Here is a 22,387-nt window from a genome sequence, read left to right on the forward strand (position 1 = left end):
AGGCCGCGGCAGCCGGGCGCGCACGGTCGAAGGTGGATGTCGGGGGCTGGTCCGCCGGCCGAAGGCGGTCGGGCGCGTTCACGCCCCCGCCAGCCGGGCGTCGGCCACCACGATCTGGCCCAGGGAGATGCCGCCGTCGTTGGTCGGCACCTGCTGCTGGCAGTACGCGTCGAACCCCGCCTCGCGCAGCTCCACCAGGCAGTTGACCAGCAGGAACTCGTTGAGGAAGACGCCGCCGGACAGGACGAGCTGCCGGGTGCCGACCTCGCCCAGCGCCCGGCAGCGCTCGACGACCATGTCGACCACGGCCGAGTGGAAGCGACGGCTGATGACGGCGGTGTCCAGGCCGGCCGCCAGATCGGCGGCGAGCGCCCGGACCGTCGGGCGGGGATCGATCTCCGTCACGCCGTCCCGGGGCGTCGCGCCGAAGCGGTAGCGCTCCTCGGGCCGCGCCATGGTGAAGTCCCGCCCGAGCAGCCCCTCCAGCTCGATGGGGCCCTGCGCCTCGTACTCGGCGTGCGTGGTGAGGGCGAGCAGGGCGGCCACGGCGTCGAACAGCCGGCCCATGCTGGAGGCGGGCGGGGAGTTGACGCCGCGCCTGGCCATGGTGGTGAAGACGTGGCGCTGCCGGTCGTCGAGGGTCTCCAGCACCGGGAACGCCGCGACCGCCGCGGCCGGGTCGCCGAACGCGTCCAGGGCGAGGGCGAAGCCCGTCCTGATCGGTTCGGTGACCGCCCGGTCGCCGCCCAGGAGCGGCAGGGTCCGCAGGTGCGCGACCCGTTCGGCCTCGCGGAGGTCACCGACCAGGATCTCGCCGCCCCAGATGGTGCCGTCCAGGCCGTAGCCGGTGCCGTCGAAGATCACGCCGATCGTCCGGCCCGCGAGGCGGTTCTCCGCCATGCAGGACGCCATGTGCGCGTGGTGGTGCTGCACCTGGACGACCTGCTCGAAGGTGTCCCCCTGCCGCTCGGACGCGAAGCGGGTCGCGCGGAACTGGGGGTGCAGGTCGACGGCGGCGTGCCGCGGGTGGAGGTCGTGCAGGGTCGCGAGGTGCCGGACGGCCGCCTGGTGCGCGCCGAAGGTCTCGTCGTTCTTGATGTCGCCGATGTGCTGGCTGACGTAGACGCGGGAGCCGCTGCCCAACGCGACGGTGGTCTTCAGTTCGGCTCCGTAGGCGACCAGCGGAGCCAGCTCGGTGCCCACCTCCACCGGGTACGGCGCGTAGCCGCGGGCCCGGCGGATGAAACTGACCAGTGGGGCGCCGAGCCGGGCGTGCTCGGAGTAGCGGACGATCGAGTCGTCGACCCGGACCTCGATGTCGCGGTCGTTGTAGAGGATCAGGTCGGCGACGTCCAGGAGTTGCTCCAGCGCGTCCTCGTTGCGGTACACGATGGGGTAGCCCGAGATGTTCCCGCTGGTCATGACCAGCGCGTCCAGGCCGGCCCGATCGACCAGCAGGTGGTGCAGCGGCGCGGAGGGAAGCATCACCCCGAGGTTGGGGTTGCGTGGGGCGACCTGGTCCGGCAGGCCCCGCCCCCGCTTGCGGAGCAGGACGATCGGGCGGGCGGGCGAGAGCAGCAGCTCGGCCTCGGGCGGGCGGACCTCGGCGAAGGACGAGACGGTGTCCAGGTCACGGGCCATCACCGCGAACGGCTTGGAGTCGCGCCGCTTGCGGGTCCGCAGCCGGGCGACCGCCTCGGCGTCGCGGGCGTCCACCGCGAGGTGGAACCCGCCGATGCTCTTGACCGCGACGATCCGGCCCTCGGCGAGCGCGGCCAGCGCGCCGGTGAGCGCCGCCGCGCCCTCGGCCGACGTCACCCCGGGGCCCGCGAGCAGCAGCCGGGGGCCGCAGTCGGGGCAGGCGTTGGGCTGGGCGTGGTAGCGCCGGTCCAGGGGGTCCCGGTACTCGGCGGCGCAGGGCGGGCACATGGTGAAGCCGGCCATGCTGGTGGCCGCCCGGTCGTAGGGCAGGTCCCGGATGATCGAGTACCGCGGGCCGCAGTTGGTGCAGTTGACGAAGGGGTAGCCGTGGCGCCGGTCCGCGGGGTCGCGGAGTTCGGCGAGGCAGTCGGCGCAGACGTAGGAGTCGGCGGGGACGATGGTGCTGCGGACGCCGCCGTGCCGGGACTCCCGGATGACGAAGGCCTCCGCCCCCGCCGCGTCGGGGCCCAGCTGTTCGACCCGGACGTCCGTCACCCGCGCCTGCGGCGGCGCCTCGGCGCTCAGGCCCTCGGTGAACCGGTGCACCTGTCCGGCCCGGCCGGCGACCTCGATCAGGACGCCCTCCGGGTCGTTGAGCACCCAGCCCGTCAGGTCGTGCCTCAGTGCGAGCTTGTAGACGAAGGGCCGGTAGCCCACGCCCTGGACCACGCCGCGGACGCGGATGCGCCGCCGCTCGTTCGCCTCGCTGTTCGTCGTCATCTCCTCGTGCCCCCGTTCAGCACAGCCGCGGCAGCTCGGAGCCCTCGAGCTCCTCGACCACGGAGTCCCGGCCGTCCGGACCGCGCATCAGGACGACCGGCTCGGCGTCCTGGGTGACCTCGCCGATCGTGACCGCTTCCGCGCCGTACCTGTGCGAACGCAGCGCCGCCAGCACCTCCTCCTCGGCCGCGGGGTCGACGAACAGGCACAGGCACCCCTCGTTCGCGGAGTGGATCGCGTTGATGCCCAGCATGTCCGTGGCCATCACCGTCTCGAACTGGACGGGGAGGCTGTCCTGTTCGACGCGGATCGTGAGCCCGGACGAGCCGGCGTACTCGTGCAGGACGGCGGCCAGGCCGCCCCGGGTGACGTCGCGGACCGAGTGCACCGCCCCCGCGCCGACCGTGGACAGCAGCCCGTCCAGGAGTCCGTTCAGCGGCGCGCAGTCGCTGAGCACGCGCTGCTCGAAGCCCAGCCCCTCACGGATCGACAGCAGGTGGACCGTGTGGTTGCCGATCGGTCCGCTGAGGATCACCCGGTCGCCGGCCCGGACGTCGCGCATGCGCAGCGGCTCCCGCTCGAAGACGCCGACACCCGCGGTGTTGATGTAGATCTGGTCGGCCTCGCCCTTGCGGACGACCTTGGTGTCGCCGCAGACGATCTGGACCCCGGCCTCGCGCGCCACCTCGCGGATCGAGGTGAGCACCCGGACCAGGCGCGGGATCGGCAGGCCCGTCTCCAGGATCAGCCCGAGCGTGAGGTAGAGCGGGCGCGCGCCGACCACGGCGAGGTCGTTGACCGTGCCGCAGACCGAGATCTTGCCGATGTCGCCGTTGCCGAAGAACGGCGGGTCCACCACGAACGAGTCCGTGGTCATCGCGATGCGCCCGGCGGGGATCGACAGCATCGCGCTGTCCTCCATCTCGCCGATGTACACGTCGCCGAGGGTGTCGACGATCAGGGAGATCAGCTCGTGACTGAGCTTGGCGCCGCTGCCGTGGTCGAGAAGGACCTGGTCGGGGCCGCTCACCGCGCTTGCCATCTGCACGTCCTGCCTTTCCGGTACGGGGGGATGGGGATCACGGAACCCGGCGCCGTGGGCGGCGGGTCGGGAACGGCGCCCGGCGCCGGGTTCCGTCGGATGTCCGGTCGGATGTCCGGTCGGATGTCGGGTCGGATGTCCGTCGGATGTCGGGTCGGATGTCCGTCGGATGTCCGTCGGACTTCGTCGGACTTCGTCGGACTTCGTCGGACTTCGTCGGACGCGGGTTCCGTCGGACGACGGGAAGGACCGTTACGGAAGGGTCTTGGGGATCCTGCGCGGGAGCTCGCCCTTGGCGTCGAGGGTGTCCAGGACCTCCCGCGAGTCCGCGACGGTGGCGCAGTACCCGCTCAGCCAGGTGAGCGAACGGTCGCGGTCCGCGGCGTTGTCGGAGACCACGCAGTCGGAGGCCACCCAGACGTTGTAGCCGCGGAAGAAGGCGTCGGCGGCGGTGGTCTGCACACAGATCTGCGTCTGGAGCCCGGTCACCAGCACGGTGTCGACGCCGGCCGCCTGGAGCAGGTCGTGCATCTCGGTCTCGTAGAAGCCGCTGTCCTTGGTCTTCTCGACGACCACGTCGCCCTCGGCGAGGAAGGCGGGGAGGATGGCCGCCCCCTCGGTGCCGCGCTGGAGCGGAAGGGTTCCGTCGGCCCGGCGGTTCGCGTTCGGGTCGTCGGGCAGGTTGATCAGCTGGAGGTGGTAGACGACGTGGCCGCGCTTGCGCATCTCGTCCAGGAACCCGGTGAAGCCGGGCTGCGCGGCGGCCATCACCGCGGCGCGTTCGGCGGTCAGGGTGGTGACGTCGCTCTGCAGGTCGTTGGTGAGCACGGCGATCTTGCCCATGGAGGCTCCTTGTCCGGATGAGCGGCTGGTGAAGCGGGAGGCGAGAGAGCGCGGCAGCGGACTCCTGGGTCCCGGCGGGCTGATCGCCCGGTGCCGACTCCTTGAGAATGAGGGGAACCCCCCATTCCCGGCTACCGATCGGGACAGGCCTGGACGGCCCTGGACACCCCCGAGGACAGGTCCTTCCCCACCGGTCCCGAAGGGGTCATCGCGCCTCGGCCGGGCGGACGGCGATCCGCAGCAGGACATGGCGGGTACCGGGTTCGTGGCGCAGTACCGCGCGGGACCCGGGCGGAAGGTAGAGCACCTCGCCCCGGAGCAGCCGCAGCACGAGCGGCTTCGCGCGGTCACCGGTCGCGTCCGCCGGGTCGGGCTCCCCGCCCGGGGCCACCTCGACGCCACTGGCCCCGGACTCCTGAAGCACCACCAACTCGCCCTGATCCAAGGCCAGCTGGGTGAACGTGCCGGTGGGCGGCCCGGCCGCCAGCCTGACGACGGCCCGGCCGAGGAGCCCGGCGAGCCCGTCCGCCAGGACCGAGCCCAGGTCCTGCGCCGGGACGCCGCCCACGGATGCCGGATCGCACTCCGGCCACAGGACCGCCGGTCCGCTCCCGTCCCGTGCCGAGACGAACCTCGCGAGTTCCTCCAGGAAGCCGCCCTCGTGCGGCTCTTCCGGTCCCCAGTGCATGTCAGCCCCTTTCGAGCCCGGAGGACGATTCCTCCGAGTCCTACATGGTGGGCGTCCGTCACGCGTCAGGGCAGTCAAGTGGTTCCGGTCCCCAGCCGGCCGGCAGGCCGGCGCCCGGGGCCTCGTGGACGCACCCGCGCTCAGTCGGGCAACAGCCCTGCCCGCACCGCGGCCACGCCTGCCTGGAACCGGCTCTCGACGCCCAACTGCTGCATGATGTCGGCGATGTGACGGCGAGCCGTGCGCAGCGACATGCCGAGGCGCCGGGCGATGGCCTCGTCCTTGAGACCGGCCGCGAGGAGTTCCACGATGGTGCGGTCGATGTCCTGGGCGACCTTCTCCAGGCCTTCGGCGGCGGCGACCGCGAAGGGCCGGGCCCGGTCCCAGGTCTGCTCGAAGATCTCGCAGAGGTAGGCGACCAGCCACGGCTGCCGGACGGCCACCGAGCCCCAGGAGTCGTCGTCGGCCGGGACGAAGGCCAGCTGCCGGTCGAAGACGATCAGGCGTCCGAACAGCTCGTGGCTCGTCCGGTACCGGCCGCCCAGGCGCGAGGCGGCCTCGACGTACGCCTGGCTCGGGCCGTTGAAGCGGGCCGTGTGGTGGTAGAGCGTACGCATCCTGATGCCGCGCCCGAGCAGGGCCCGGTCCCGGACGAGCGCCTCCTGCATGGCCTCCGGGCTCCGGCTCCCCCCGCCGGGCTGACTGGCCAGCACCTCCGTACGACACCGGTCGGCGGCGTGGTTCAGCGCCGACCGCACCTCCGCGAGGCTGGTGAGGACCTCGACGCCGACGTCCCGGTGCCGATCGACGCCGTAGTAGTACGGCATGAAGCCGGACAGCAGGACGCGCCGGTCGGCGATCCACTCCTCCTCCCTGCGGATCCGGTCCTCGCCCGGCGCGGCCAGCTGCGCCATCGCCACCTCAGGGGGGATCGCGTAGCCTGCCCCCGCCCCGGCGGGGAGGGGCGAGATCAGACACAGTTCACCGAGCCGCCGCAGCGCGGCCACGGCGCTCTCCACGGGGACACCCAGGGCCGCGGCGACGGATTCGGGGTCCACCCGGCGGTGCACCAGGACCCACTGGTACACCCGCGCTTCCAAAGGATCTGCCGGTAAGTCGGATTCAGCCGGATTGCCCACGATCGTCCCCCGTTCCCTTTGGTGCCATGCAGTTTGATGAGGCGTCTTCATCATGGTCCAGACAACAAGCCGGTGAAAAGCTCACCGCCAAGCGCACACCGGCTTCGTCAGCGCACCCCGAGGGGACTTCCGTGAAGCGCATCTCCACCACCGCCAGCCTGCTCGGCACCACCGCTCTCACCTGCACACTGCTCCTCCTGGGCACCGCACCCGGCAACGCGGCCGCGGACGCCGGAGGAGCGTCCACGCCGCCGCCGTACACGGTCCTCGCCGACACCTCCTGGGGCGGCCTCGCTCCCTGTGGCCCAGCATGCGACAAGTGACCGTCCAGCCGCGTTCACCCATGGCTTGACCGGACCGGAACCCATGGCTCGACCGACCAGGAGGGCCCGATGACCCCACCGACGCAGCCCGCCACCCTCTCCGCCCGCGAAGTCGAAGTCCTGGAACACCTCGCCCAGGGACTCACCTACGGTGCGATCGCCCGGCGCCTGCACATCAGCCCCCACACCGTGGAGACCTACCTGCGCCGCATCCGCGCCAAGACCGGCTCGGCCAACCGCACCCAGCTCGCCCTGCTCGCCCTCGCCCCCGAACGGTCCCTGCCGACCGGGCACCGGCCCGACCAGCACCTCCCCCACCCGGTCGTGCCCGGCGCGGCCGGCGCACCCTCCGCCCCCGACCCGGCGACGGCCACCACGCCCGCCGAGTTCGTCAGACAGCTGCGCCTCCTGAAGGCCTGGGTGGGGGAGCCCTCGCTGCGCCGGCTGGAACGGCGGACCGGACTCCCCCGCAGCACCCTCGCCCGGTCCCTCGACGTCCGCCACAACCGCCTGCCGCCGCTGGAACGGGTCATCACCATCGTCCGCGCCTGCGGCGTTCCGGCCGCGGCCGCCGACCACTGGGCGGACCACTGGAGGCGGATCCAGATGCTAGCCTGCCTGCCGCAGGACACCGCGGAACCCGCCGGACGACACCCGTCACCAGGAGCTCCGGATGCACGAGTCCGATAACGCCGCCCCGGACGAGGACGAACGATCGGCCCGCGCCCGGCTGGACCCGGGCGCCTACGACTTCTACGCGACCGGCGCCGCCGGAGAGGTGACCCTCCGCGAAGCCGAACAGTCCTGGCGGACGCACCGCCTCCTCCCCCGGATCCTCAGGGACGTCTCCGCGGTCGACACCGGCCTCGACCTGCTCGGCAGCCGGCTCTCACTCCCCGTCCTGCTCGCACCGACGGCGTTCCACACGATGGCGCACCCCTCCGGCGAAACCGCCACCGCCGCCGGGGCCGCCGCCGCCGGCTCCCTGCTCGTGCTCTCGTCCCGGACGACGCGCCCGATCGAGGAGGTCGCCGCGGCCGCCGGCGCCTGGTGGTACCAGGTCTACGTCCTGCGCGACCGCGACCTGACGTTCAGCCAGGTGGAAGGGGCCGTCCGCGCCGGAGCGAGCGCGCTCGTCCTGACCGTCGACGCTCCCGTCGTCGCACGGAAGGCCAGGCGGAGCCACCCGCTCCCGCTCGCCGACGGAGACCTGCGAACGCGCGCGATGGCACCCGGCACCCGCTCACCGGACCGGGAGCAGGATCCGTCCATCGGCTTCGACATCATCGGGGAGCTGAGGCGGGTCTCCGGCCTGCCCGTCGTGGTCAAGGGCGTGCTGCGTCCCGATGACGCCCGGTCCTGCGTCCGGGCCGGCGCGGCGGGGATCATCGTCTCCAACCACGGCGGCCGGCAACTCGACCGCGCCCTCTCCTCCGCGGCCGCCCTGCCGCCGGTCGCCGCCGAAGTCGGCGACGACGTACCGGTCCTGGTCGACGGAGGCATCCGCTCGGGGATCGACGTCCTCACCGCCCTCGCCCTGGGCGCCCGGGCCGTCCTGATCGGCCGACCGGTCCTCTGGGCACTCGCCACCGGGGGCAGCACCTCCGTCCGGGACCTCCTCACGGCACGCCGCGCGGAGCTGGCCGAGGCCATGGCCCTGGCCGGCGCCCGCAACCTGCGCGAGGTCACCGCGGACCTGCTGGCGCCCCGCCACGACGCCTGACAGCGAGGATGCAGGTCACACCGCCCGCGGATCGGCCGCCTCCGCTACTTCCGACGCCACGGCACCGCATGGCGCCAGCCCAGCGAGAGCATCTGCGACACCCTGCGCCTTCCGCGCCGTCCGGCGCCCCTGAGCGCACCTGCCCTTGCCAGACACTACGGTCACCGTACTATTGTGGCGGTCGTGACGAAGAAACGCTCCATGCAGGAGCCCACCTTCCTGCTGCTCACCGCCCTCGCCGACCAGCCCCGGCACGGCTACGCCCTCGGCGACGAGGTCGCCGCGATCTCCGACGGCCGGGTACAGCTCGGCGCCGGCACCCTGTACGGGACCCTGGACCGGCTGCTCGCCGAAGGCCTGATCCGGGTCGAACGGGAGGAGACGGTCCACGGGCGCCCCCGCCGCGTCTTCGCCCTCACTCCGACCGGCACCCAGGCCCTCACGGACGAGAGCGAGCGACTGCGGGCCGCCCTCCGTGAGGCCGACCGGCGCCTCGCCGTCACCCGGACCAAGCTCGCGGGAGGCCTGGCATGATCCCGCCCCGGAACCACCACGACCACCAGCCCGTCCGCCTGACGGCCCGTCTGCTGCGCGGCGCCCTCGCCCTCTACCCGGCCTCCTACGGCGCCCACGCGCTGGCGGAGGTCGCCGACCACGCCGAGCGCCGCGTCCGCACCGCGAACCCGCTCGCCGGGCTGCGTGAGGTCGCCGATGTGGCGGGGCACGGAGCCCGGGCCCGGTTCGGCCTGGTCTCCCACCGGCCGACGGGCCTGGCCCTGGCCACCGCGGCCCCGCTCGCCGCGGCACTGGCCGGCGGCTACGCCGCCGTGCACCTCTGGTGGGCCGTGCGGGCCGCCACCGACCCGGACAGCGGGGCACGCGTCGGATCACTCGTGGCCGCGCTGGCGCTGCTCGTCCCGGCGGCGCTGATGGCCGTCACGGCCCTGGCCGGCCGATGGACCGCCGCCAGGGCCCTGGCGGCGGCCACCTTCGTCCTGGCACCACTGCCCGGCCTCCTCGTCCGCCCCGAACTGCCCGGCGTGCACATCCCGCTCACCTACGGTCTCGGCGGCGCCGACGCCGCGCTGTTCGCCCTCAACGCCCTCGTGCTGCTGATCGCCCCGCCGGACCGCACCACCCGACCCCGCTCCGCCGTCCCGTGGGCGGTCGTGACCACGCTCGTGGCCTCGGACGTCGTCCTCGCCCTGACCCACGGCGCCGGCGCGGCAACGGCCTTCCGCACCACGTTCCACCTCGCCGCCCCCGTGGTCGCCGGCGCGGCCGTCGCCTGCACCGCCCGCACGGTCCGCTCCGCGGCCCTGACCGCGGCCGTCCTGGCCGTGCCACCCCTGATCGCCCCCACGCTAGTGGTCCACACCGTCATGAACCCGACCGCCGTCGTGTTCCCGGTGCTGCTGTTCACCGTCGGGTACTCGGTCGCCCTCGCCGCGGTCCGCCTGGCGGGCCGGCTCTCCCCGCGGACCGACCCGCAGCAGCCCTGACCCCCGGCACCCGCCACGCCTTCACGCCCTGCCCGCAGCACTGCCGGCAGGGCGTGAAGGCCTCGTGCGATGCCGGCGAGGACGCGCTGTGGGGCGCCTCCACCAAGAGGATCACCGGAGAACTGCGGCTGCTCCGCCGAGTGGGTCGAGGGCGTCCCGGTCCCCCGCTGCCTCGGCGAGCCCTCCGACGACGCCTGACTGCGCCGCCGCCCCGTCCCCGCGTCACCGCGGCCCTGCCGGCCGAGCGGAGCGGACGCCCTCTCAGCGCTGGTGCGGCTTCCGCCCGCGCTGCTCCGCCACGCCCGGAGTGAGGTGCGCCGGCTGCTCTGCCGCCGGGGCGCCTCGCCGCCCCTGGGCGGGGCTGCCGGAGCGTAGCCGTGCGGCGGTGGCCGACAGCTGGATGGCGGGTCCTGGTCTCCGAAGGGCGCGGCCCATGGCCACCAGCCCGGGGGCGTCCACCTCGGCGGCCGACCGTGTCGGGGCTTCTTCCTGCCGGGGCCCACCACCGAGGACCAGCAGCGCCTCCGCCGCGGGCAGACTGTTCGACCGCCGTACGGACCGGCTGTAGACGCCCGCCGCCGCGCCGAGTGCGAGGAGGGCCTCCGCGCTGGGCAGCGCGACCCGGTCGCGGCGGAGGCGGTCGGCCGCCAGCTGGGCGAGCCGGGCGATCGTCTCGCACGCGCGGACCGACACGGTGCGGAGGAACTCGGACACCCGCTGGTCGCCGAGGAGGCGGCCGGCGGACTCACCGGCTCTTTCGGCGAGCGTGTGCCAGAGCCGGGAGACCGCGTCACGAACGATGCGGACCTGCTGCCACTCGGGGACACCGGTCAGGGATTCGGCGTGCCGGTCGGCGTCGCGGAGCGCGGCGTCGACGGCGGTCGCCGCGCTGCGCGCATCCGCCCGGCCCGGTGCGGCGGCGGCCGTCGGCTCCGCCCCGTCCGGGAGCGAGGCGACGTTCTGCCACCGGACGTGGAGAGCCTCCACATCGGCCTCCAGGACCGCGCGCAGGTCGTCGGCGGTGCCGCGCCCGTCGGGCACGGTCTCCTGCCACGCCTGAGCCACCTCGCGAAGCTGCGCTCCGAGGTCCGGAAGGTCCACGGCTCCCGCTGCCGGCCGGCCCTCCGGCTGTCCGACGGCCGGCTCTTCAACCCACAGGGGCAGCTCATCCATGCTCATCGCTTCCTCGGCGGCGTCTGCCGTCTCGTCGTCCGTACCGGAGCGCCGCCCCTCCAGGAGCCCCGCCACGAGCCCGGCCGCAGCGGCGTTCGCCTCGGCCGGCTCGTCCCGGACGCTCTCGGCGGGCACCGGCGGCACGCCGAGGGCAACGTCCTCCTGCTCCGGTGAACTCATACGACGAAGGGTCATGGCCGCCTGTCTGCCGTACACGGGACGGAGCGTTCGACGCGAACGCCCCCGAGTGCTGAACACATCCGGTCTAGCACGCCCCTGCTCACACCTGACAGCCGGTCGCCCACCGGACCTCCGATTCTCAGGCCAAACCGCCCGCCGGAATGGCAATCCAGCCACGTCGTTGACGAACGGTTCACCACACGGGATCCAGACGGGGTCCAGGCGGGGTCCACCCAGTACCGCCCGGTCCCGCCCGCCGCCGCGCTCCCGGAAGGCGCAGCTCCGCAGGCCCGGGTGGCGTCGCTGCGTGACGATCGGCTGGACAGCACCCGTGCGCCGGCCGCCGGGAGAAGGGCGAGCCATGACCATGGACCGACGACGTTTCCTCGCGACCCTCGGCGCCGCCGCCACGGCGGTGGCCACCGGCGGTGCCCCCGCCCGGGCGCTCGTGGCCTTCCCGGCCCGCGCCCGCAGCCTGGCGGCCGGGCCGCCCGACTGGCGGGCGCTGCGAGCACGCCTGGGCACCCGGCTGGTGCTCCCGGCGGACCCCGGCTACGGGACCGCCCGGCTCGCGTACAACACGCTGAACGACGGTCAGTCGCCCGCCGCCGTGGCGCAGTGCGTGTCGGCCGACGACGTGCGGGCCTGCCTGGACGTGGCACGCGGGCACGGGATCCCGATCGCGGCCCGCGGCGGCGGCCACAGCTACCTGGGGTACAGCATCCCCTCCCGGGGCCTGGTGATCGACGTGCGCCGGATGGCCGATGTCCAGGTGCACCCCGACGGGACCGCCGAGGTCGGCGCCGGTGCCCGCCTGATCGAGGTGTACGCGGCGCTGGCCCAGGCGGGCCGGCTGCTTCCGGGCGGCAGCTGTCCGACCGTCGGGGTCGGCGGCCTGACCCTGGGCGGCGGCATCGGTGTGCTGACCCGCAAGTACGGGCTGACCTGTGACCGGCTGGCCTCGGCCGACCTGGTCACCGCCGACTCGCGCCTGCTCACCGCCTCGCCCGCCACGGAGCCCGACCTGTACTGGGCGCTGCGCGGCGGCGGTGGCGGCAACTTCGGCGTCGTGACCCGGTTCGGCTTCGCCACCGCCCCCGCGCCCGGCCTGACCGTCTTCGTGCTCGGCTTCCCGGCCGGCTCGGTGACCGACGTGCTGGGGGCCTGGCAGCAGTGGGTGGCCGGGGCGCCGTCCGAGCTCTGGGCCAGCTGTCAGATCTCCGGCGGCACGCCGCCCGGCTGCCGGATCGTCGGCTGCTACGTGGGCGACCCGAGCGGCGCGAACCCGCTGCTCGACCGCCTGGTGACGGCGGCCGGGACCACCCCGACTTCGCGCTCCGTCTCCCCCAGGGACTACCTCGGCGCGATGAAGTTCATGGCGGGCTGCTCGAACGACACCATCGCCCAGTGCCACCCCACCTGGGAGGGCGGCGTCCTGCCGCGGGCCGGATTCGTCGCGGTCTCCCGGATGCTGGGCCCTGCGCCGCTCGATCCGGCGGGGGTCACCTCGCTGATGGCCGGCCGCACCGGCGTCGACCTGCTGCTGGACTCCCTGGGCGGCGCGGTCGGCGGGCTCGCCCCGGACGCCACGGCGTTCCCGCACCGCGACTCGCTCGCCGGCGCCCAGGTCTACGCCGCCGCCACATCGCTCAACGAGGACCGGGTCCGGGCCACCGTGAACACGATCCGCGACGGACTGGCCGATCTCGGCGCACGCGGCGCGTACGTCAACTACATCGACGGCATGCTGCCCGACTGGGGCCGGGCCTACTACGGCGGGAACCTGCCCCGGCTGAAGGACGTGGCCCGCCGCTACGACCCGGACGGCGTCTTCGCCTTCCCCCAGTCCGTGGCGGCCGCCTGACGCCGGAGGGCCGCCGGCGCCACCTCGCCACCTCCACCCGGCACCCGGGCCCTGCCCGCCTCCGTACCGAGCCTGCGCACCCCACCGTCCTGATCCGCGTTCCGCCACCGGGGCGCAGCCGCGCCCGGGATGCGCCCGGAATGCGGGATGCCACCGGGGTGCCGCCTACCTCCGGTGCGGGGGCAGCGGCAGCTCGAAGAAGACGACCTTGCCGACCGCCTTGCGAGCGGTGCCCCAGCGCTCGGCGAGCTGGGCGACCAGCGTGAGGCCGCGGCCGATCTCCTCCCACACCTCGCCGGGCTTCAGCGAGGGCAGGTTGTGGTTGTCGTCGCTGACCTCCACCAGCAGCCGGTCCGCCCTGATCAGCTGGAGCTGCACCCGGTCCCGCGCCACCCTGATGGCGTTGGTCACCAGCTCGGAAACCAGCAACTCCGTGGTGTCCCTGAGGACTTCGAGGCCCCAGGCGGAGAGCTGTCCGACCACCAGCCGTCGTGCCCGCGCCACCTCGTCCGGCTCGGGTTCGAGCTGCCAGGTCGCCACGTCGGCCGGCGGGATCCCGGTGAGACGCGCCGCCAGGAGCGCGATGTCGTCCTCCCGCTCGCCGGGCTGGAGGCGGTCCAGAAGGGCGTCGCAGGCCTGCTCGGGGCTCTGCCGCGGATCGATCAGGCTGCCGCAGAGCGCGGCCAGGCCCACGCCCGTGTCCCCGCCGCGGACCTCGACGAGGCCGTCCGTGCAGAGCACCAGCATCGACCCGTCCACGACGTCGACGGCCGCGGTCAGGAACGGCACTCCGCCGACCCCGATCGGCGCCCCGGACGGGATCCTCAGCAGCTCGCTGGTGCCGTCCGGACGTACCAGCACCGGGGGGACGTGGCCGGCACCGGCCAGTTCGCAGGTGCGGTTGATCGGGTCGTAGACCGCGTACAGGCAGGTGGCGAGGTGCTCGGGCCCGAGCTTGTGGGCCAGGTTGTCCAGGTGGCGCAGCAGCTGCCCCGGCGGCAGGTCGAGACCTGCCAGGGCGTGGACCGCGGCGCGCAGCCGCGCCATGGTCTGCACCGCGTGGAGGCCGCGGCCCATCACGTCGCCGACCACCAGGGCCACCCGGCTGCCCGGCAGCTGGAACGCGTCGAACCAGTCGCCCCCGGCCCCTCCCCGGCGCTCGCCGGGCAGATAGCGGTGGGCCAGCCGCATGCCGGCGATCGCGGGCGGCAGCTCCGGGATCATCGACCGCTGGAGGGTCGCCGCCACCTTCAGCTCCGCGCCGTGCAGGCGCGCGATGTCCATGGACAGGGCCGCACGGACGACGAGGTCCTGGAGGTGGTCCGCGTCGCCGTGGCCGAAGGGCCCCCGGCCGGCCTGACGGACCAGCGTGACCACGCCGAACACCGTGCCGCGGACGCCCAGCGGCAGCGCCAGGACGGAGCCTCCGACCGCTCCCGGGAGCGAGGAGGCACCGGCGTCCGAGGCGGCCGTCCCCCGGGCGGTCGTCCCGGGCCGCATCACCGGGACGAGCACCGGGGCGCCCTGTTGCAGGGCCCTGCCCCGGGGAGTGGCGCCGGGCGCGGTCAGCAGTGTCCCCTCGCCGGGCTCGTCGCTCCACTGCTCGGCGCCGGGGGTGAAGGCCAGCGAGACCCGGCGCAGCAGCGTACGGTCGTCCGGCCTGCCGGTGGGCAGCTCGGCGTCGTCCGTCAGCCCGGCGACCAGGTCCACCGAGACGAAGTCGGCCACCCGGCGGACCAGCAGGCCGGACAGTTCCCCGGCCACCGTCGCCAGGTCCAGCGACCGCTCCACCCGCTGCCCGAACTCCCGGTTGAGCGCCATCCGCACGGACTCCAGCTCCACGTGCGGCGGCTTGAGCCGCCCGGCGGCACGCTCGGCGTCGAGCGTCGCCTCCGCCGCCAGCAGCCGGGCCTCCAGCCGCACACAGCGCTCCTCCGCCACGTGCTTGAGCGACTGCGCACGCGCGAGTTCGGTCCGCAGCGCCTCCAACTCCGCCTTGAGGCCCAGTAACTCGTCCCTGACCCCGCTCGCCCCGCCCGGCTCCCCGTCCGACTCCTCGTACAGCTCCAGCGCGCCAACGGCACCCGAGGCGTAGCGGGCGGCGGCCCAGTCCGCCTCCAGCTGCCGGTAGCGCTGCTCGGCCTGGTGGGCCTGCGCCTCGGTCGCCTCCAGCGCGCGCAGCAGGTGCCGCTCGCGCACGCTCGCCAGGTGCAGCTCCCGCTCGGCGGATCCGAGCTTGTCCCGCAGCTGTTCGACGTCATGCCGCGAGGCGTTGCGCACGCGCAACGCCTCCATCCTCAAGTGGTGCGCCTGGTCCTGGACTTCGGCGGTCACCGACTGGCCGCCCAGCTCCCCGACATGGCGCAGCAACTCGTCGACGAACTCCTTCGGGGCGATGCGCTGGCCCGTGAAGTACCGCGAGACGGAACCCTTGTCACGGTTGCAGCGGGCCGCGTAGCGGGTCAGCGTGGTGTCCAGGACCGCGAAGAGCCGGCCGATGAACTCGATGAACGCCCGGACTTCCGCCTCCGGCGGGCCGAAGGGCTCCGAGACGTCCCTGTGCCGATCCAACACCCGCGACTCCCCGATCACAGCCGTGCCCGCCCGCCACGCCGTTGCCGCCGATCGGCAACGCGTTGCCCGTGGCGCAACGCCCGCGCCGCACGAAAGCGTAGGCGGTGAACCCACGTCGGTGAACCCAAGTCCTCGCAGTCGAAGGAGAATCGATGCTTCCCGCCGCCCTGCACCGGCTGGCCGCGCGCCAGCGTACCCTCATCGTCGCCCTGGGGCTCGTCCCCCTGGTCATGGTGATCGCGGTCTGCCTGCCCGCGCTGGTCCTGCTGCCCGCCCTTCCCGGAGGGGTCGCCCGCTGCTCGACCCTGATCACCCTGTTCAGGGACTGGACGGAGGCCGTCCTGACCAAGAGCCGCTGAGCCGCCGGACCGGGGGTGCCGGCCTCCGCCGCCGCGCCCCCTCTCCGAACGTCTTGACGAACGCATGACATTGACGGACCATCAGGCTGGCGCGCGCCTCACCTCCTCCACCGCTCCGCTTTCACGGACCCCCACAGGAGGACAGTCATGCGACTGCCCCGCCGAGGGAAGCCCGCCACGGCCACCGCCGTCCTGCTGGCACTCGCCCTCGCCACCCCGCTCACCGCCCAGGCCGCCTCCCCCGACCACCCGTCGGCACCCTCCGCCGCCCCGGCGGACACGGCCGCCGACACCGCGCGGCAGTACCGGCTCGACGGCCCGCGCACGGTCGCCGACCGCACCGCCGTCGCCGCCACCGGCGCCTCCGTCGACGCCGTCCTGCCCGAAGCGGTGATCGTCACCGCCACCACCGCCGAGGCCGCCCGGCTGCGCGCGCTCGGCTGGTCCCCCGTCGCGCTGCCCGGCCCCCGCCACGGCGCCGGGCCCGGTGACGAAGGCCTGGCCGGGCCGGTGTACGACTTCCCCCAGGCCGACTCCGGCTACCACAACCACGCCGAGGCGAACGCCGACATCGACGCGGTCGTCGCCGCGCACCCCGACATCATGAGCAAGCGCGTCATCGGCACCTCCTACGAGGGCCGGCCGATCGTCGCGGTGAAGATCAGCGACAACGTCGGCACCGACGAGGACGAACCCGAGGTGCTGTTCACCGCCCACCAGCACGCCCGGGAGCACCTCACCGTCGAGATGTCGCTCTACCTGCTGCACGAGTTCGGCGACAAGTACGCCACCGACAGCCGCATCGCCGACGCCGTCAACAGCCGGGAGATCTGGGTGATCCCCGACCTCAACCCGGACGGCGGCGAGTACGACATCGCGACCGGCCGCTACCGCAGCTGGCGCAAGGACCGTCAGCCCAACACCGGCACCGGCAGCGTCGGCACCGACCTCAACCGCAACTGGAACTACAAGTGGGGCTGCTGCGGCGGCTCCTCCGGCTCCACCTCCAGCGAGACCTACCGGGGCGGCGCCCCGGAGTCCGCCAAGGAGACCAGGGTGGTCGCCGACTTCGTCCGCAGCCGGGTCGTCGGCGGCAGGCAGCAGATCACCGCTGCCATCGACTTCCACACCTACAGCGAGCTGGTGCTCTGGCCGTACGGCTGGACCACCGCCGAAACCGCCCCCGGCATGACCGCCGACGACTACAACACCTTCGCCACCCTCGGCCGCAGCATGGCCGCCACCAACGGCTACACCCCCGAACAGTCCAGCGACCTCTACATCACCGACGGCGCGATCGACGACTGGCTGTGGGGCGCCCAGCGGATCTTCGCCTACACCTTCGAGATGTACCCCGGCCCGAACGGCAGCAGCGGCTTCTACCCGCCCGACGAGGTGATCGGCCGCGAGACCAGCCGCAACCGCGAGGCGGTCCTGCGCCTGGTGGAGACGGCCGACTGCGTCTACCGCGTGATCGGCAAGCAGCAGCAGTACTGCGGCGTCTCCGCCTGACCGGCCACCCCCGCACGGGCCGCGGCGCGAGCGGGAGCACCCACCGCTCGCGCCCCGGCCGATGACGCCGGGCGGGCCGTTCACGCCGTACCGGCCCGGAATCCCGGAGCCCCCGGCGCCCGGGCCGGGCGGCTCAGCCGCGGGCGGCGCGGCCCCCGGCCTCGCGCGCACCGCGCACGTCACAGGACCGTCCTGTCCCGGCCGAAGCACAGGTGGCCAGGCACTGGCCGAGGACGTAGCAGCGCAGGTCGATGTCCTCGGGCAGGGCGGGCGCGGCGCCGGGGAGGGCGACGGCGCCGACCGCGACGACGAACGTCCTGCTCACCGCGTCGCTCCCCTTCTTGGTCTGCGGGGCCTGGAAGAGCAGGTAGCGGGCCAGCAGGTAGTCCTCGGCGGTGAGACGGGGACGGGCCAGCAGGTCGAGGGCGGCGGCGTGCAGGACGGCGCTGTCCCGGGGAGTGGGCGAGGCGGTGTAGACCGGGTTTCCGCCGCGCTCCATCCAGGACGTGTTCAGGCCCCGGGCCGCGTACCTGGCGGTGAGCTCGGCGTCGGTACGGTGAGCGGCGTCGCCCCGCAGGATGCGGTTGCCGGCGACCAGCCGTCCGTCCGGCAGCAGCACCCGGTTCTGGAGGGTGTCGCCCTCGACGCCCTCGACCGCGAAGCGTTCCTCGGCGAGACGGCCGTAGCGGACCATGGCCTCCCAGGCCGGGGTCGCGAGGCCGCCGGTGAAGGCGTGCGCGGCCTGGTCCCACTGCGCGCCCTCTCTCAGCCGGCCGACCTCGCCGAGGCGGTCGTAGTTGGTGTCACCCTCCCGGATCGGGGTGCGAAAGCGCTCCGGGAAGAAGGCGATCCGAGTGCCGGGACGCGGACCCATCGTGACGGCGAGACGGTAGCGCCAGTCGACCAGGTGCGCGTGGACGGCGGCCAGCGCGGCCACCCTGGCCGGCCGCCCCGGAGCGGCCTCCCACCTCCGGGCCAGCAGGCCGGCCGCCTCGGTGGCGGCCTTCGCCTGCTCGACGGCGAACGCGCGGGCCTTGACCTGTCGGGCGGGGTCGGCGAAGCGCAGGGCGAGCGGACTGGTGGGGAAGTCGCCGGGGGCGATCGGTGCGGTGGACATGGATCTCTCCTCGTCGGTCGAGCACGCCGGTCCGGCCGGCGGGCCGGGGCCGTCCGCCTCCACAGGCGGCCATGTGCCCATCCTGCCGGGCGAGTTGCACCATACGGCCGACGAGCAGTGGGCAGCCGTGAGTCCTGAGCACCTGCGCGGCGGCCCCGTCCGGCAATGCCGTGACGACCGGCCTCCCCGGCGACGCCTACCTCGAAGACTCCGGGAGGCCGTCAGCCCGCGGTCCGCTCACGGCAGTACCGGTGAGGTCGGCCACCACCAGCTCGGCCGCCCGCGCCGGGTCCCCGCCGGCGCGGGAGAGCAGTGAGGCCACGTCGTAGACCGCGTCTCCCGACTCCCGGTGGGTCACCTGCATGCCGTGCACCGACTCGTAGCGCGGTGAGCTGAGAGCCGCGCCGAGGTCGGAGCGCAGCCGCTCCAACTCCACGACGACCGTCCAGGCGTCGCCCTCCATCCGGGCCCGCCGGACCGGGTCGCAGGCCGCGATGACCCGGTCGGTCTCGGGTGAGTCGGGCTCACAGGTCTCAAGAGCCGGCAGGAGTTCGGGGACGCCCAGAATCGCCGCTGCCTCAAGGATGAAGGCGCGGTTCCCGTCGTCGGATGCCAGCAGTCGCGCGATCAGCGGGACGGCCCGTGGATCGTGCCGCCTGGCCAGCCCCCGCGCGCCTTCCTCCCGGACCTCGTCGCACTCGTCGGTGGTGCAGGTCCAGAGCGCGTCCCTGATCGCGGTCGTGTCGTGCTCCAGCTGGAATCCCAGCGTGAAGGCCGCCCAGTTGCGGACGTCGGCGTCCTGGTCCCGGGTGAGCCGGATCAGCGCCCGGACATCGGGCCCGTCGGCCGACCCGCTGTTGGTCAGGCTGAGTTCCGAGGCGACCTGACACCGCACCTCGGCCTCCTCGTGTCCGGAGAGCCTCACCAGCACCGGCACGGCGCGCGAATCCTGTGACCGGCCCAGGCCCCGGGCGAGGGACAGCAGCACGCAGGTCTCCGTCTCCACGTCGGCCCGCGCCATCAGGGCGGTTGCCACCTCGCTCCGCAGATCCTCGTGCGCTTCGGCCAGGCTCCCCACCAGATCGGCGCCCACCTTCCGCTCCAGGACATCGGCCGACCCCAGCAGCCCCGCCCCACCGCGCCAGGCGGCCTCGCCGCCCTCCCGCTGCGCCGTCTCCCAGACCAGCCCCCAGTAGGCGTGGCAGTCGTCGTCCGCCTCCGAGTCCCGCGCCACCCGCGCCACACTCATCAAGCGCCCCACCAGCCCCGCCACGTCGTCCATGCGCGCATTCTCGCCCGGAAGGCCCGCCGCCGGACACCGGATTTCCACACCGGGCACCTGGTCGTACGGCGGAGCCCGCCCCCGACGCGACGACTCGCGCCTGGGAGCGGACGCCCGGTCACCCGGCCGCGTCGACGAGGGCTTGGAGGACGCGCTGGGGGTCTTCGGCGAGCCGGTTGCAGACGTAGAGCCACCATTCGGTGCCGAAGACGATGTACTCCCGCGTGGGGTGCCCGCGTTCGGCCATGGCGTCGAGGATGCCGGGCCCGAGGCCGAGCAGTGTCTCGAACTCCCACGGGGCACCTTCACGGCCCGTCCCGCCGATCCGCTGCTCGATGCGGTCGATCAGGTCCCGGTCGTGAGTGGCGAAGGAGCACAGGTGGCCCGAGTCGGCCAGCTGCTGCGCGTACGTCAGGTAGGCGGCGCGCAGGGCCGGCGAGTCACGGTGGTGCGCGATGGTCTCGGGCTCAAGGAAGGCGCCCTTGACCAGGCGGATGCGGCCGGGTCGGCCGAGCAGCTCCGGCAGGTCGTCCGCGGTGCGGTGCAGGCGTGCCTGGACGGTGAGACCCACGTGGTCGAACCGCTCGCACAGCCTGCGGTGCAGGTCCAGCACCGCGTCGGTGCGGTCGGACCCCTCGGCCGAGATCACCATCTCCCGCCCGGTGACGGCACAGGCCTGGGCGATGCGGGAGGCGTTGGCGAGGGCGAGCCCGGCATCGACGACGAGGCCGATGTGGGACAGGTCGAGGGAGATCGAGCAGCCGGACGGCAGCAGCCGGGCGGCGGCGAGGAACACCTCGGTCTCCTCCGTGGCCCGCCGCGCGTCACGGCAGCTCTCGCCCATGTACTCGACGTTCACGCGGTGGCCGGCCGCCAGGACCTGCCGGGCGCGGTCCAGGGCGTCCGGCAGGGTCTCACCGGCCACGTACCGTCGGGCTGCCTTGCGGGTCAGGGGGCCCAGGACCGGATCGCCGGGGATGCGCCACTTCAGGTCCTCGTCGAGCGCGAGTGCGCGCAGGACCTGGGCCGCCCGCGCCGGGAGGGCGGTGGTGGAGTCGGAGGTGGAGCCGGGGGTGTGCATGGTCATCGGGCGCCTAGCTGTTCGCATACTGAAGAGGGGTACGCCCCTGAGCCTCGCAGGACGGGCCGCCCGCGGGCAGTGGCAGAAACGACGGATAGGCTGGAATTCCTGCCAACCGGTTCGAGGAGGCCCGAAGCCGATGCTCCGTGATGTCGCCGTCCTGGCCCTCGAAGGCGCCCACGCCTTCGAACTGGGCGTGTTCTGCGAGGTCTTCGGCATCGACCGCGGCGACGACGCGTTCCCCGTCTACGACTTCGCCCTCGTCTCGGCCACCGGCGACAGCGTGCCGACCCGGCACGGCTTCGAGGTGCGCGCCCGGCACGGGCTGGAACGGCTGGCCTCCGCGGACCTCATCTGCGTCCCGGCCTACGACCCGGGCGTGCGGCAGCCGGACGCCCTCGCCGACAGCCTGCGGGCCGCCGTGCGGCGCGGCGCTCGCGTCCTGAGCATCTGCACCGGCGTCTTCCTGCTGGGCCAGGCCGGGCTGCTCGACGGACGGCGCTGCACCACCCACTGGCGCTTCACCGGGGAACTCGCCCGCCGCCACCCCGAGGCCCGGGTCGAGTCGGACGTGCTGTACGTCGACGAGGACCCGGTCATCACCGGCGCCGGCACCGCCGCCGCGGTCGACACCTGCCTCCACCTGATCCGCAAGGAACACGGCAGCGCCGTCGCCAACGCGCTCGCCCACCGCATGGTCGCACCCCCGCACCGCGACGGCGGCCAGCGCCAGTACCGCGAACGCCCCGTACCCCGGGACCGGACGGGCTCCCTCGCCCCCGCCCTGGCCTGGATCGAAGCCAACCTCGACCGGGACCTGACCGTCGAGGCGATGGCCCGCCACGCCGGCCTCTCCCCGCGGACCTTCGCCCGGCACTTCCGGCAGGAGACGGGGACCACTCCGCTGCAATGGCTCACCGGCCAGCGGGTCCTGCTCGCCCAGCACCACCTGGAGACCACCCACGACCCCGTCGCCGCCATCGCCCACCGCGCGGGCTTCGGCAGCATCGACAACCTCCGCCACCACTTCGCCCGACGCCTCGGCACCACCCCCCAGGCCTACCGGCACGCCTTCGCCGACCCACCCGCCACCGCCTGACACCCGCCCTCGCGGCTCAGCCGACGAACGGCGCTCGACAGCACGACGCCCCCGCGATGCCAGGATCCCGCCGGCCCCACGCGGGCCATGCAGAACCTGGTCACCCGAACCTCCCCCGGAACCGGCGCCTGCCCCTCGACCACGTCGACGAACGCCCGACCGCCATCCGGACCCAGGCGACGGCTGACCCCCGCGGGTGCGGGGAGGACCACTCCCCCTTGGGGGCGCAGGGGATGTACACCGGCTGACCCCCACGGGTGCGGGGAGGACAAGAACCACGCGCGCAAGGCCGCCCTCGCCGACGGCTGACCCCCGCGGGTGCGGGGAGGACTATGATCGGAAGCCACGATCGTCGGATGGTGCCGGCTGACCCCCGCGGGTGCGGGGAGGACACTTCGCGACCTGCGGCGATGCGACGGCTTTGCCATTTCATTGCATGACTTGGAGCGCCGCCCCGCGGAGCCC

Annotated in this window: 19 protein-coding genes; 9 read left to right on the forward strand and 10 right to left on the reverse strand. The window is 73.9% G+C overall.

The window, feature by feature from the left end; all coding sequences use genetic code 11:
• Window positions 1-78 precede the first annotated feature (78 nt).
• The 5 genes from hypF to ACZ7C5_RS13085 form a co-directional block, all read right to left on the reverse strand.
• Window positions 79-2,421 carry a carbamoyltransferase HypF gene (hypF, locus tag ACZ7C5_RS13065; protein WP_470322593.1) on the reverse strand — a complete coding sequence of 781 codons (2,343 nt, stop codon included), beginning with the start codon at window positions 2,419-2,421 and terminating at the stop codon, window positions 79-81.
• Window positions 2,422-2,437: 16 nt separating this feature from the next.
• Window positions 2,438-3,463 (reverse strand): hydrogenase expression/formation protein HypE, encoded by a 1,026-nt coding sequence (gene hypE / locus ACZ7C5_RS13070; RefSeq protein ID WP_401082133.1) that lies wholly within the window; start codon window positions 3,461-3,463, stop codon window positions 2,438-2,440.
• A gap of 252 nt (window positions 3,464-3,715) precedes the next feature.
• Window positions 3,716-4,306 carry a cysteine hydrolase family protein gene (locus tag ACZ7C5_RS13075; RefSeq protein WP_401082136.1) on the reverse strand — a complete coding sequence of 197 codons (591 nt, stop codon included), beginning with the start codon at window positions 4,304-4,306 and terminating at the stop codon, window positions 3,716-3,718.
• A gap of 205 nt (window positions 4,307-4,511) precedes the next feature.
• Complete coding sequence (locus ACZ7C5_RS13080; RefSeq protein ID WP_401082139.1) at window positions 4,512-4,994, reverse strand: hypothetical protein; 483 nt, start codon at window positions 4,992-4,994, stop codon at window positions 4,512-4,514.
• A gap of 140 nt (window positions 4,995-5,134) precedes the next feature.
• Window positions 5,135-6,082: a LuxR C-terminal-related transcriptional regulator gene (locus tag ACZ7C5_RS13085; RefSeq protein ID WP_401082142.1), complete on the reverse strand. Its 948-nt coding sequence runs from the start codon at window positions 6,080-6,082 to the stop codon at window positions 5,135-5,137.
• Window positions 6,083-6,264: 182 nt separating this feature from the next.
• Between ACZ7C5_RS13085 and ACZ7C5_RS13090 the strand changes: the two genes are divergently transcribed.
• The 5 genes from ACZ7C5_RS13090 to ACZ7C5_RS13110 all read left to right on the forward strand — a co-directional run bounded on the left by ACZ7C5_RS13090 (window position 6,265) and on the right by ACZ7C5_RS13110 (window position 9,681).
• Window positions 6,265-6,456: a hypothetical protein gene (locus ACZ7C5_RS13090; RefSeq protein WP_470322594.1), complete on the forward strand. Its 192-nt coding sequence runs from the start codon at window positions 6,265-6,267 to the stop codon at window positions 6,454-6,456.
• A 69-nt stretch (window positions 6,457-6,525) separates the two neighbouring features.
• The gene (locus ACZ7C5_RS13095; RefSeq protein WP_470322595.1) at window positions 6,526-7,146 is read left to right on the forward strand and encodes a response regulator transcription factor; all 621 of its coding nucleotides are present in this window, start codon (window positions 6,526-6,528) and stop codon (window positions 7,144-7,146) included.
• Window positions 7,130-8,179 (forward strand): alpha-hydroxy acid oxidase, encoded by a 1,050-nt coding sequence (locus tag ACZ7C5_RS13100; protein ID WP_401082151.1) that lies wholly within the window; start codon window positions 7,130-7,132, stop codon window positions 8,177-8,179. Before ACZ7C5_RS13095 ends, ACZ7C5_RS13100 begins: the two co-directional genes overlap by 17 nt.
• 201 nt (window positions 8,180-8,380) lie before the next feature.
• Window positions 8,381-8,713, forward strand: coding sequence for a PadR family transcriptional regulator (locus tag ACZ7C5_RS13105; protein WP_188295301.1), 333 nt, complete (start codon window positions 8,381-8,383; stop codon window positions 8,711-8,713).
• Window positions 8,710-9,681: a hypothetical protein gene (locus tag ACZ7C5_RS13110; protein ID WP_470322596.1), complete on the forward strand. Its 972-nt coding sequence runs from the start codon at window positions 8,710-8,712 to the stop codon at window positions 9,679-9,681. The genes ACZ7C5_RS13105 and ACZ7C5_RS13110 overlap by 4 nt, the downstream gene beginning before the upstream one ends.
• Before the next feature lie 261 nt (window positions 9,682-9,942).
• Here the strand turns inward: ACZ7C5_RS13110 and ACZ7C5_RS13115 are convergent, their stop codons facing one another.
• Window positions 9,943-11,034 carry a hypothetical protein gene (locus ACZ7C5_RS13115; protein WP_470322597.1) on the reverse strand — a complete coding sequence of 364 codons (1,092 nt, stop codon included), beginning with the start codon at window positions 11,032-11,034 and terminating at the stop codon, window positions 9,943-9,945.
• A 361-nt stretch (window positions 11,035-11,395) separates the two neighbouring features.
• Between ACZ7C5_RS13115 and ACZ7C5_RS13120 the strand changes: the two genes are divergently transcribed.
• Entirely contained in the window at window positions 11,396-12,898 is a 1,503-nt protein-coding gene (locus tag ACZ7C5_RS13120; RefSeq protein WP_470322598.1) for an FAD-binding oxidoreductase, read from the forward strand.
• 165 nt (window positions 12,899-13,063) lie between these two features.
• Here the strand turns inward: ACZ7C5_RS13120 and ACZ7C5_RS13125 are convergent, their stop codons facing one another.
• Window positions 13,064-15,472, reverse strand: a complete 2,409-nt coding sequence (locus ACZ7C5_RS13125) for an ATP-binding SpoIIE family protein phosphatase (protein ID WP_470322599.1) — start codon at window positions 15,470-15,472, stop codon at window positions 13,064-13,066.
• 152 nt (window positions 15,473-15,624) lie between these two features.
• On the opposite strand from ACZ7C5_RS13125, the gene ACZ7C5_RS13130 reads away from it, so the two are divergent.
• Window positions 15,625-15,831, forward strand: a complete 207-nt coding sequence (locus ACZ7C5_RS13130; protein ID WP_470322600.1) for a hypothetical protein — start codon at window positions 15,625-15,627, stop codon at window positions 15,829-15,831.
• Window positions 15,832-15,978: 147 nt separating this feature from the next.
• Window positions 15,979-17,343: a M14 family metallopeptidase gene (locus ACZ7C5_RS13135; RefSeq protein ID WP_470322601.1), complete on the forward strand. Its 1,365-nt coding sequence runs from the start codon at window positions 15,979-15,981 to the stop codon at window positions 17,341-17,343.
• Window positions 17,344-17,476: 133 nt separating this feature from the next.
• On the opposite strand, the gene ACZ7C5_RS13140 is transcribed toward ACZ7C5_RS13135, so the two are convergent.
• The 3 genes from ACZ7C5_RS13140 to ACZ7C5_RS13150 all read right to left on the reverse strand — a co-directional run bounded on the left by ACZ7C5_RS13140 (window position 17,477) and on the right by ACZ7C5_RS13150 (window position 20,829).
• Window positions 17,477-18,460 carry a hypothetical protein gene (locus tag ACZ7C5_RS13140; RefSeq protein WP_470322602.1) on the reverse strand — a complete coding sequence of 328 codons (984 nt, stop codon included), beginning with the start codon at window positions 18,458-18,460 and terminating at the stop codon, window positions 17,477-17,479.
• A 196-nt stretch (window positions 18,461-18,656) separates the two neighbouring features.
• Entirely contained in the window at window positions 18,657-19,742 is a 1,086-nt protein-coding gene (locus tag ACZ7C5_RS13145) for a HEAT repeat domain-containing protein (protein WP_470322603.1), read from the reverse strand.
• 118 nt (window positions 19,743-19,860) lie between these two features.
• On the reverse strand, window positions 19,861-20,829 hold the full coding sequence (locus ACZ7C5_RS13150) for a proline dehydrogenase family protein (RefSeq protein WP_401082178.1): 969 nt from the start codon (window positions 20,827-20,829) through the stop codon (window positions 19,861-19,863).
• Window positions 20,830-20,962: 133 nt separating this feature from the next.
• On the opposite strand from ACZ7C5_RS13150, the gene ACZ7C5_RS13155 reads away from it, so the two are divergent.
• On the forward strand, window positions 20,963-21,922 hold the full coding sequence (locus tag ACZ7C5_RS13155; RefSeq protein ID WP_470322604.1) for a GlxA family transcriptional regulator: 960 nt from the start codon (window positions 20,963-20,965) through the stop codon (window positions 21,920-21,922).
• Window positions 21,923-22,387 lie beyond the last annotated feature (465 nt).

Source organism: Kitasatospora sp. NPDC036993 (assembly GCF_055607525.1).

What these genes read in the sequence shown, in the direction of transcription:
- ACZ7C5_RS13115 (WP_470322597.1), bottom strand. Translation starts at nt 11,034, where the DNA reads ATGAGTTCACCGGAGCAGGAGGACGTTGCCCTCGGCGTGCCGCCGGTG.
- ACZ7C5_RS13105 (WP_188295301.1), top strand. Translation starts at nt 8,381, where the DNA reads ATGCAGGAGCCCACCTTCCTGCTGCTCACCGCCCTCGCCGACCAGCCC.
- ACZ7C5_RS13075 (WP_401082136.1), bottom strand. Translation starts at nt 4,306, where the DNA reads ATGGGCAAGATCGCCGTGCTCACCAACGACCTGCAGAGCGACGTCACC.
- ACZ7C5_RS13140 (WP_470322602.1), bottom strand. Translation starts at nt 18,460, where the DNA reads ATGTCCACCGCACCGATCGCCCCCGGCGACTTCCCCACCAGTCCGCTC.
- ACZ7C5_RS13080 (WP_401082139.1), bottom strand. Translation starts at nt 4,994, where the DNA reads ATGCACTGGGGACCGGAAGAGCCGCACGAGGGCGGCTTCCTGGAGGAA.
- ACZ7C5_RS13155 (WP_470322604.1), top strand. Translation starts at nt 20,963, where the DNA reads ATGCTCCGTGATGTCGCCGTCCTGGCCCTCGAAGGCGCCCACGCCTTC.
- ACZ7C5_RS13100 (WP_401082151.1), top strand. Translation starts at nt 7,130, where the DNA reads ATGCACGAGTCCGATAACGCCGCCCCGGACGAGGACGAACGATCGGCC.
- ACZ7C5_RS13150 (WP_401082178.1), bottom strand. Translation starts at nt 20,829, where the DNA reads ATGACCATGCACACCCCCGGCTCCACCTCCGACTCCACCACCGCCCTC.
- ACZ7C5_RS13120 (WP_470322598.1), top strand. Translation starts at nt 11,396, where the DNA reads ATGACCATGGACCGACGACGTTTCCTCGCGACCCTCGGCGCCGCCGCC.
- ACZ7C5_RS13095 (WP_470322595.1), top strand. Translation starts at nt 6,526, where the DNA reads ATGACCCCACCGACGCAGCCCGCCACCCTCTCCGCCCGCGAAGTCGAA.
- ACZ7C5_RS13110 (WP_470322596.1), top strand. Translation starts at nt 8,710, where the DNA reads ATGATCCCGCCCCGGAACCACCACGACCACCAGCCCGTCCGCCTGACG.
- ACZ7C5_RS13135 (WP_470322601.1), top strand. Translation starts at nt 15,979, where the DNA reads ATGCGACTGCCCCGCCGAGGGAAGCCCGCCACGGCCACCGCCGTCCTG.
- ACZ7C5_RS13145 (WP_470322603.1), bottom strand. Translation starts at nt 19,742, where the DNA reads ATGGACGACGTGGCGGGGCTGGTGGGGCGCTTGATGAGTGTGGCGCGG.
- hypE (WP_401082133.1), bottom strand. Translation starts at nt 3,463, where the DNA reads ATGGCAAGCGCGGTGAGCGGCCCCGACCAGGTCCTTCTCGACCACGGC.
- ACZ7C5_RS13130 (WP_470322600.1), top strand. Translation starts at nt 15,625, where the DNA reads ATGCTTCCCGCCGCCCTGCACCGGCTGGCCGCGCGCCAGCGTACCCTC.
- hypF (WP_470322593.1), bottom strand. Translation starts at nt 2,421, where the DNA reads ATGACGACGAACAGCGAGGCGAACGAGCGGCGGCGCATCCGCGTCCGC.